This window comes from uncultured Caldilinea sp. (genome assembly GCF_937128415.1).
In the GTDB taxonomy this organism is placed as follows: Bacteria; Chloroflexota; Anaerolineae; order Caldilineales; family Caldilineaceae; genus Caldilinea.
Genome location: NZ_CAKZMJ010000061.1, coordinates 68,674 through 77,798 on the forward strand (window position 1 = coordinate 68,674; position 9,125 = coordinate 77,798).

8 protein-coding genes are annotated in these 9,125 nt (G+C 63.0%); 5 read left to right on the plus strand and 3 right to left on the minus strand.

Features of this window, described 5'->3' with window-relative positions; all coding sequences use genetic code 11:
* Positions 1–19: 19 nt before the first annotated feature.
* Positions 20–508 carry a hypothetical protein gene (locus tag Q0367_RS09715; RefSeq protein ID WP_298981909.1) on the minus strand — a complete coding sequence of 163 codons (489 nt, stop codon included), beginning with the start codon at positions 506–508 and terminating at the stop codon, positions 20–22.
* Entirely contained in the window at positions 505–801 is a 297-nt protein-coding gene (locus Q0367_RS09720; protein WP_298981911.1) for a nucleotidyltransferase family protein, read from the minus strand. The genes Q0367_RS09715 and Q0367_RS09720 overlap by 4 nt, the downstream gene beginning before the upstream one ends.
* A 357-nt stretch (positions 802–1,158) precedes the next feature.
* Here Q0367_RS09720 and Q0367_RS21090 point away from each other — a divergent pair, with 357 nt between their 5' ends.
* Genes Q0367_RS21090 through Q0367_RS09730 form a run of 3 tightly spaced genes read left to right on the plus strand, consistent with a single transcriptional unit; the run spans position 1,159 to position 3,663 of the window.
* A complete protein-coding gene (locus tag Q0367_RS21090; RefSeq protein ID WP_363325853.1) occupies positions 1,159–1,329 on the plus strand; it encodes a DUF2256 domain-containing protein in 171 nt (56 codons plus the stop codon).
* Positions 1,277–2,647 (plus strand): FAD-binding domain-containing protein, encoded by a 1,371-nt coding sequence (locus Q0367_RS09725; protein WP_298981913.1) that lies wholly within the window; start codon positions 1,277–1,279, stop codon positions 2,645–2,647. The genes Q0367_RS21090 and Q0367_RS09725 overlap by 53 nt, the downstream gene beginning before the upstream one ends.
* A 56-nt stretch (positions 2,648–2,703) precedes the next feature.
* A complete protein-coding gene (locus Q0367_RS09730) occupies positions 2,704–3,663 on the plus strand; it encodes a COX15/CtaA family protein (protein WP_298981915.1) in 960 nt (319 codons plus the stop codon).
* A gap of 878 nt (positions 3,664–4,541) precedes the next feature.
* On the opposite strand, the gene Q0367_RS09735 is transcribed toward Q0367_RS09730, so the two are convergent.
* Positions 4,542–7,205: an Ig-like domain-containing protein gene (locus tag Q0367_RS09735; protein ID WP_298981920.1), complete on the minus strand. Its 2,664-nt coding sequence runs from the start codon at positions 7,203–7,205 to the stop codon at positions 4,542–4,544.
* Positions 7,206–7,523: 318 nt separating this feature from the next.
* Here Q0367_RS09735 and Q0367_RS09740 point away from each other — a divergent pair, with 318 nt between their 5' ends.
* Together Q0367_RS09740 and Q0367_RS09745 are read left to right on the plus strand one after the other, a co-directional pair.
* Positions 7,524–8,057, plus strand: coding sequence for an HdeD family acid-resistance protein (locus Q0367_RS09740; RefSeq protein ID WP_297639944.1), 534 nt, complete (start codon positions 7,524–7,526; stop codon positions 8,055–8,057).
* A gap of 74 nt (positions 8,058–8,131) precedes the next feature.
* The gene (locus Q0367_RS09745; protein ID WP_297639946.1) at positions 8,132–8,896 is read left to right on the plus strand and encodes an MBL fold metallo-hydrolase; all 765 of its coding nucleotides are present in this window, start codon (positions 8,132–8,134) and stop codon (positions 8,894–8,896) included.
* Positions 8,897–9,125 lie beyond the last annotated feature (229 nt).

A 9,125-nucleotide genomic window follows, 5' to 3' on the forward strand; every position in this document is an offset into this window, starting at 1 on the left:
AATTCTCTCTCAAATTATTTTAGGAGTACGGTTCGACCCGATCCAGTGCGAGTAGAAAAGAGATGAAGTCATCGAGTTCAGCTCGCAAACGTTGATAGCAAAGAGACAGTCCCTCCGTCAACTCTTGTAAGCGCAGTGGTCGCAGATTGAAGGCATAAACGTTGCGGACCACGTGGCGAAATCCACGATATTCGTCCAGGCAAAAACGAGTTTCCTTGCTGATCACGGCTGGGCGAACGCCGTCGATCGCCGCCGACATTTGCAGTAACAGATCGCGATGCCAATCCGGTCCGGTGGGGCTTGATTCGTCCACAGTGCGCGCAATATCCTCAAAGATGCGTTCGACGCCGGAATAGAACCCGTGCAAGTTGAGAGCGACGCCATCCAGATAGCCGTCGTCGTTATGCTGCTGCGCTTTATGCAGGAGCTCTTCGGCCCGTTTGACAACGCGCTCTAGATCGCTCAGCGCTTCCTGCATGCGACCGGCGAGAGCGGCATAAGCGGTCATAGTGGAATTCCTGAAGTTTCAATTGCCTCAACGAGAGCCTGATTCAGCGTTTCGGCGCGCAACAGATCGATCGGCGTCGAAGGGTCCAGGTCAAGCAGCCGGGCCACGACCTGATAATAGACGCGTTCATCTAATCCCCAGACAAGCAAATCGATGTCAGAATGAGGAGAGAATGGTTCACGGCGCGACAAAGAACCAAAAAGGACGACGCGGCTTGCTCCATATTCATTCTTGAGAAGTGCAGCAGCGCGCCGGGCCGTCTCCCATGCCCGCAGGCGTCGCGCTTCCTGCATCTGGCGCTCTTTGGCCGTGCGTCGCCGGGCAGTCGCGCGATAGCGCATCATGTCCTGCTGTGTGATAGCTTGCACCGATCTCATTGAGTCCACTCTGACAAATGGCTGCGAAAAGCCGCTCTTTTTTCGTCGATGACGATTCTCTTGTTGCCTCTGCCTCTCGCTCGTCACCTTTCCCTCGCAGTATATCATAAGCCCATCGCCACCGATAGAAGCGATGGTTAAAGCGGAAATGTGCACCGGAGGCGAGCATAAAGTGTCCTTCCCGGTTGCATTCGGCGACGTTGTCGCTTGCAAGGCCGGGCGGAAGTTTCGATACGGTTTTCGTTCACCTTTTGTTGTACTCTCTCCACCAGGATGAAAGCATCGACGAAACCGGGCAAGCGCACTTCTCGCAAAGCGCATCCGCCGGAAAAGATCTGTCCGGTCTGCGGGCGACCGTTCACCTGGCGCAAGAAGTGGGAGAGGTGTTGGGATGAAGTCCGCTATTGCAGTGAACGTTGCCGCCGACGGCGAAACTTCCGCTGACATGCGGCGCTCCTTTCGCGATCGCGGCGAACTGATCGATTATCTGCGCTGCGCCTTTCCGGCAGCCGCCGCAGTGGACGACGCCGTCACGGCGACGGTCGGGGGACGACGCGCCGCCGAGGCGCTTCTGGAGCAGATCGACCCGGTTCGCTATGCGGCGACGCGCAATTCTCTCGCCGGCGCCGTCACCCGCCTCTCGCCCTATCTGCGCCATGGGGTGTTGAGCCTGGCGGAGGTGCGCGACGTCGCCCTGCGCAAGGTGGACGCGACCTGGAAAGCCGCCAAATGGATCAACGAACTGGGCTGGCGCGATTATTTTCGACGCGTCTACGACGTCATCGGCGGACGCGTCTGGCGCGACCTGGAGCCCCTCAAGACCGGCCTGGCGCCCTCCGACTACGCCGACGCCCTGCCGGCGGACATTGCCGCAGGTGAGACGGGGCTGGCCTGCATCGACGCCTTCAGCCGCGAGCTGCGCACCACCGGCTATCTGCACAATCACGCCCGCATGTGGCTGGCGGCCTACGTGGTGCATTTCCGTCGCGTGCGGTGGCAGGCGGGCGCGCGCTGGTTCCTGACCCACCTGCTCGACGGCGACCCGGCCAGCAACAACCTCTCCTGGCAGTGGGTGGCGAGCGCATTTAGCCACAAGCCCTACATCTTCAACCGCGACAATCTGGAGAAATACACGGACGGCGTCTATTGTCGGGGCTGCCCGTTGCGAGGACGCTGCGACTTCGAGGGCGGCTATGCAGAGATCGCAGCCCGACTCTTCCCTCAGGCTCGTGCAACGGAGCCATCCTCTTCTACAGTCGAGACGCTGCGCAAGGTTGAGGTCGACCGATCGGACAGTTCAGCGATGCGCGAGCTGCACAAATTGAAAAATCCGGTTCTCTGGATTCACGGCGACAACCTCAACCCCCACAACCCGGCGTTCCGCGCCTTTCCCGCCGCCCCGGCGATTTGGGTGTGGGACGACGCCCTGCTCCAACAGAGCCGAATCAGTCTCAAGCGCGTTCTTTTTATCTACGAATGTCTGCTCGAGCTGCCTCTCGTGATTCGGCGTGGAGAGGTGGCGACGGAGGTGCTGCGCTTCGTCGCCGAACATGGCGCCGACGGCGTGGTCACCGTTGCCAGCCCATCGCCAGGCTTCAAAAGAAGATGGCGGCGGATCCAACAGGCGCTGCCGGCTGCGGCCTTGCCGGACGCTCCTTTTGCGGCGCCCTCCTCCCCGCTCGATCTGCGCCGCTTCAGCCGCTACTGGCGCAAAGTCGAACATCTGGCCATGCAGCCGACCGCTGCGCAACGCACTTTGTGATATACTGAACGAAGTTGACTCTGGCGGATGGTTCTGAAGATGAGGAGCAAGTGTCCATGAACGGCAATCTGCGCTTCGCCCGCTACGCCTGGGGCGTGGTGGCGTTCAACGTGCTGGTGATCATCTGGGGCGCCTTTGTGCGGGCGACCGGCTCCGGCGCCGGCTGCGGCGACCACTGGCCGCTCTGCAACGGGCAGGTGATTCCGCGCGCCGAGCAGATCGAAACCCTGATTGAGTTCTCCCATCGCGTCACCAGCGGCCTGGCGTTGCTGGCGGTGGTGGGGCTGCTGGTTTGGGCCTTCCGCGCCTTTCCCAAGGGACATCTGGTGCGCAAGGCTGCGGTTGTTTCCATGGCGTTCATGATCCTGGAGGCGCTGATCGGCGCGGCGCTGGTGTTGCTGCAGTATGTCGCCTTCAACGTTTCGGTGGGCCGCGCCATCTGGATGGCGGCGCATCTGGTCAACACCTTTCTGCTGCTGGCGGCGCTGGTGTTGACGGCGTGGTGGGGACAGGGGCGTGAGCCGGTGCGCCTGCGCAATCAAGGCGTCGTCGGCGGGTCGCTGCTGCTGGCGATCGTCGGCTCGCTGGTGCTGGGCATGAGCGGCGCCATCACCGCGCTGGGCGACACGCTGGTGATCACGGGCGGCATTTCTCCGGCGGAGCATGCGCTGGTGGCCACGCTGGTGGAGCTGCGCATTCTCCATCCTGTGATCGCTTTCATCGTGGGCGCGCTGGTCGTTGGCGCGGCATGGATCGCTATGCAGCGTCGTCCCTCCACCCTTACGCAGCGGCTTGGCCGTCTGCTGATCGGCCTGTACATCGGCCAGCTTCTGATCGGCGCCTTCAACGTAGCGCTGCGCGCGCCGGTTTGGATTCAGATGGTGCATCTGGCGGTGACCTGCATCCTTTGGATTCTGCTCATCCTGCTGGCGGCCAACGCTCTGGCCGTGGGCGCCGCGCAGCCGGTGGAGCGCAAAGGCGCTCGCCATCTGGAGGCTTCGCGTCCAGTTTCGTAGATTGTGAGGGCTCTTACACTGTTGCTGAAAATTTTGACAGTGTGGGGACAATCGTGTATGATTGAACTATCAGCTCTATGCTGCTCCAATCTCTCATTCCTCTAGTCTGTCAGATCAGCCCTCCTGATCACTTGATAGACGATAGGAAATGCCCCTCCTGGTGACAGGAGGGGCGATTTTTTAGGCGAGCAATTCCCGAAGGGCGCGCCTCCGGCGTGAGGTGGGGTGCGGCGAAATCTGCGGCTACGAGCCGCAGCTACGATGCCCCGGAGCTTCTTTAGCGCAGATCGCCGCTGTGCTTGCCCGAATCATCCAAAAATTTTGTGGTCTGGCGAGAGCGTGCGGCTGAGAGCCGCACCTACGGAAGACCGTCGTGGTTGCGTATTTCGTAGGCGCTGCCCGTAGCAGCGCTTCGCCGGTTCATCCCGTGTCTTGGGGGCCTGTCGATGACGTGCGGCTGGGAGCCGCACCTACGGAAGAGCGTCGTGGTGGCGTATTTCGTAGGCGCTGCTCGTAGCAGCGCTTCGCCGGTTCATCCCGTGTCTCGGGGGCTGTCGAGGACGTGCGGCTGAGAGCCGCACCTACGGAAGAGCGTCGTGGTTGCGTATTTTGTAGGCGCTGCCCGTAGCAGCGCTTCGTCGGTTCATCCCGTGGCTCGGGGGCCTGTCGAGGACGTGCGGCTGAGAGCCGCACCCACGGAAGAGCGTCGTGGTTGCGTATTTCGTAGGCGCTGCCCGTAGCAGCGCTTCGCCGGTTCATCCCGTGTCTCGGGGGCTGTCGAGAGCGTGGGGTTGAGAGCCGCACCTACGAAGAGGCCGAAATGGTTTTGTGAAAACCATGAAGCGGAGCTGTGTTGTTTCCCGACGCAACGCGGCGGCTCATTCGATGGGCGCGCATCGCTCCGCCGTCAGCTCTGGGCTCTCTGCGAGAGCTGCGGCGGGCGTCAACCAGACGCTGTGCACGAGCAGGCCATCGTCGGCCATCCACAGCGCCAGGGTGTGCACGCCCTCGTCCAGCGAGAACAGAAAAGGCGCGTCGCCGCCGCTGGCCGCCGGCAGCGGTCGCCACACAAAATCGTTCGCTCCGGCGAAGCCAACGATAGGGATCGCCTTGTCCTCCTCAGAGCGTGGAGAGAGATTGTCCACTTCTCCGAAGACGGCCTGGTTGTTGACCGGAGGGCTGACGCGCTCGCCCGCGGCGTAGGTGGGCGCGCAGCCGCAGACCAATAGCGCGTAGTCGCCGGCGGGCAGCGCCACCTCAAAGAGCAGACCCGGCCCCAACGTCGGCGCGTCCAGGGTCAGGTCGTCGAGCAGCGAGGCGCCCTCGTCGAGCGGCGCCGGCGTGAGCGCATCCTGCACAGGCGGGCATCCTTCATAGGGCGGCGGCGTCTTCCAGGCGTACGCCAGACCTTCCTGGCCTGGCGGCAGGCGAAGCGCCTGACTGACAGGCAAGAGAACGCCGGGGATTGCGCCGAGCGTCGCCTCTTCCCCATTGCCGTCCCCCTCCGTCGGCGCAAGGATCACCCAGACGATCTCATGCTGCGTCTCCGCGCCCTCGTCATCGACGGCGGCGACCACGGTCAGGTAGGGGCCGCCCTCCAGCGCTTCGGGCGCCGCCTCGCCGACGATGACGCGGCCCTCCTCATCCTCGACGAACGTCAGATTGGGCGGCAACCCTTCCACCGTGACGGTGAAAACTGCGCTGTCGACGTCGGTCACGACGACGGTGACCGTCACAAGTTCGCCGACGGTCACCGTGTAGACGTCGGCCATTTCGATGCGCGGCGGGTCATTGACGGCGTTCACCGTGATCGTCACCGGCGCAGTGATGACGCGCTGCAGGTCGTCGCTGAGCTCGACGGTGAATCCATCTTCGCCGAAGAAGTCCGGCTCCGGCGTATACAGGAAGGCGCCGGTCTCCGCGTCGAGCTCGTCGACGACGCCGTGGCGCGGGTCGTCCACCAGGCTGAAATAGACCGTCCTCCCTTCGGCGTGACGCACCTCCAGAACGCCTTCCAGAGGCTCATCCTCGTCGGTCTCGAACACAAACTCCTCGAAGCGGAAGGGCGCCGGATCCAATTCGACGGTGATGGTGAAGCTTTGCGTGATCACGGCGCCGAAGGCGTCGGTCGCCGTCAGCAGCACCGGATGGTCGCCTTCATCTTCATCCAGCGGAACGCCGGTGAGCAGGACGCTGTTTGCATCCTCTTCAACGGCGACGAGCCGCAGCCAGTCCGGCAGCACCGGCGCTTCGACGGTCAATGCGCCGCCTGCGAGGATCACCGGCCCGGCGGGCGGCGTCTCTTCTTCGCCGGCTGCGTCTTCTTCAGCTGCGCCCTGCTCCAGGAGATTCTCGCCCTCTTCGGCGGCAGGCCCGGCCGCTTCAGCGCTTGTCGTCGAGGCTTCGGTAGTGGCGTTGGACGACTCTTCAGGTTGCGGCGGACCCGCTTCTTCTGTTGACAGCGGCGGCTCCATGTTTTCTTCATCGGCATGCTCGTCGGCATGGACGTCGGCCAGCGCAAATGTGACCGTGTACATATACGTCTGATTCAAATAGGCGGTCGTCACCGGTTCGCTGGCGAAAACCCACTGAACCGTGGGCGTCGGCGTGGCTGTAGGGGTCGCCGTTGCGGTGGCCGTAGGCGTGGCCGTCGCCGTGGCGGTGGGCGTCATCGTCTCGGTGGCGGTCGCCGTGGGCGTAGGCGTGAGTGTGGCCGTGTGGGTCGGCGTCGCTGTGGCCGTTGCGGTGGCGGTGGCCGTCATCGTGTCAGTTGCAGTCGCCGTGGGCGTAGGCGTGAGCGTGGCCGTGTGCGTCGGCGTCGATGTGGCCGTCGCCGTGGCGGTGGGCGTCATTGTCTCGGTAGCGGTGGCCGTGAGCGTGGCCGTAGGAGTGGCCGTCGCCGTGGGCGTGGGCGTGAGCGTGGCCGTGTGCGTCGGCGTCGCTGTGGCCGTTGCGGTGGCGGTGGCCGTCATTGTCTCGGTTGCGGTCGCCGTGGCCGTGGGCGTCGCTGTAAACGTAGCTGTGGGCGTGCCGGTGTTCGTCGGCGTCGGCATCAACGTGGCGGTCGCCGTCGCCGTCGGCAGCGGCGTCCAGGTGGGGGTGAAGACGGGCGTCCAGGTCGGCGTGAAGACCGGCGTCCAGGTTTGCGTCGGCGTCGGCGAAGGCGTGTTCGTGGGCGGGACAGGCGTGTCGGTCGGCTGCGGCGTCCAGGTCATCGTAAAGGTGGGTGAAGGCGGCGCTGTCACCACGATCAGGATCGGCGTGGGCGTAGGCGCCTGCGTAAACGTAGGCGTCGGCTGCGGCGTGAAGGTTGGTGGCTCCGTCGGCGTTGACGTCGGCGCCACCGGCGAAGGCGTGAAGGTGGGAATCAGCGTGACTTCAGGCTCTGGCGTGATCGGGGCGGCCGGGGTCGGCGCTTCCGAGATCGGGAAAAGCGTTGCGCCGATCACATAGCCGATCAGCAGGAGGATGAGTGCGCCGCCGCCAAAAACGACGATGCGCGCCCATCGCCGGGTGGATGGCCTGTCATTTCGCATGCTCATGTTGACTCTCTCCTCTTCTTCGCCCTGCCATTGTCACAGAAACGTCGTCACCGACAAAGGAAGCGCCCACAAACGGTCCTATCAAAGGTTCTGTACGCCAGCTTCTCCAGGTTGACGAACTGCGCGCTGCTTTGGTTCCACGTTGGGTCGTTGATCTGTTCCGGATTGTCTGATGGCCCTGGTTTGGGCTCTTTTGGGCCTCTTGTGTATTGAAAGCGCATATACTATACTACAAGGGTACTGGGAAAGCAGCGCATCTCCGTCCTTTAATTGCAAGATTCTCCATATCCATTTTTCAGACAACAGAGGAGTCCTCCTATGGCAACAGCAGCGCAGGCAAAGCCGCCGATTCAGTGGTGGCTGGTGTTGATTCAGGGCATTGCAACGCTTCTTGTCGGCGTCTTTCTCTTGACCGATCCCGTCCTCATGTCCCGCATGATCGTTTTTTACATTGGTTTATACTGGTTGGTGACCGGCGTCCTGTCGATCGTTCGCATCTTCACCGACCGTGGCAACACGGTCTGGAAGTTAATTAGCGGCGTCATCGGCATTCTGGCCGGCTGGTATCTGGTCGCCAATATCACGGATGGATCGGCGCTGGTGTTTGGCGTCGCCGTCGTCATCCTGTTAGGGATTCAGGGCGTCATCATGGGCGTTTTCGGCCTGCTCGAGTCCTTCCAGGGGGCGGGTTGGGGGCCTGGCGTCATCGGCGCCATCTCGGTGATCATCGGGCTTTTGCTGCTCGGCAGTCCGCTGGGCTACGTTGCGGCGCTGCCTCTGGTGATCGGGATTTTCGCCGTCGTCGGCGGCGTCTTCACCATCATCTTTGCGTTCCGGCTGCGCAGTGCGTAAAATAAAAAGTAGGGTCGAGGAGGTGGCGGGTAACCCGCCACCTTTTTATTTGGCGGCTCTATGATGTTAAGGCAATGCGAGGAACGGTGAGGGAGCGCATCACCTATATCGGTCACGCCACGGTTTTAATGGAAGTGGACGGCGTGCGCATTTTGACCGATCCGGTGCTGCGCTACCGTATTGTCCACCTGCGCAGACGACGCACGCCGCTCTTGCCGCGCTGGCAGGAGAATATCGACGCCGTCCTGATTTCGCACCTGCATTATGACCATCTTGACCTGCCTTCGTTGCGCAAGCTCGGCAAGGGGACGCGCCTGATTGCGCCGTTGGGCGCCGGCGCGCTGCTGCGCCAACATGGGTTTACGAACGTGGAGGAGATGCGCGCAGGAGAGCGCACCAGTGTGGGCGGCGTAGCAGTGACGGCCACCCTGGCCGTGCACAACGGTGCGCGCGGCCCTTTCGGCCCGGTCGCAGAGTGTGTAGGGTATGTGGTCAACGCGCAACGGCGGCGCATCTATTTCGCCGGCGACACCGATCTCTTCCCAGAGATGGCGCAGATGGCCGGCAGGATCGACGTGGCGCTGATGCCGGTGTGGGGCTGGGGGCCAACGCTCGGCGCGGGCCACATGGACCCCTATCGCGCCGCACAGGCGAGCCGCCTGATCGCGCCGCAGGTCGTTATCCCGATCCATTGGGGCACGCTCTATCCCCTGGCGATCCACCGGCTGGCCCGCACCTTTCTGGTGGACCCGCCGCTGCAGTTCCGGGAATTCATGCTGCGGATGGCGCCCCAGGTGGAGGTGCGCATCCTGCAGCCAGGCGAGCACAGCGATCTTTGAGCACCCCGGATGCGCCTGTTCATGAGTAGCACATTCTCGCCAGATTACAAGTAGCTGCGGCTCGCAGCCGCAGGTCCCTGGTGGGGCGGGCCCTCACCCCCTGGCCCCCTCTCCTAATGTCGGGAGAGGGGGAAAAAGGAAGCCTCGTAGCTGCGGCTCCCAGCCGCGCGTTCTCAGAGAACCGTAAGGTCTTGCAGAATTCAGGGAAGCGCAGCTACGAGCAGCGCCT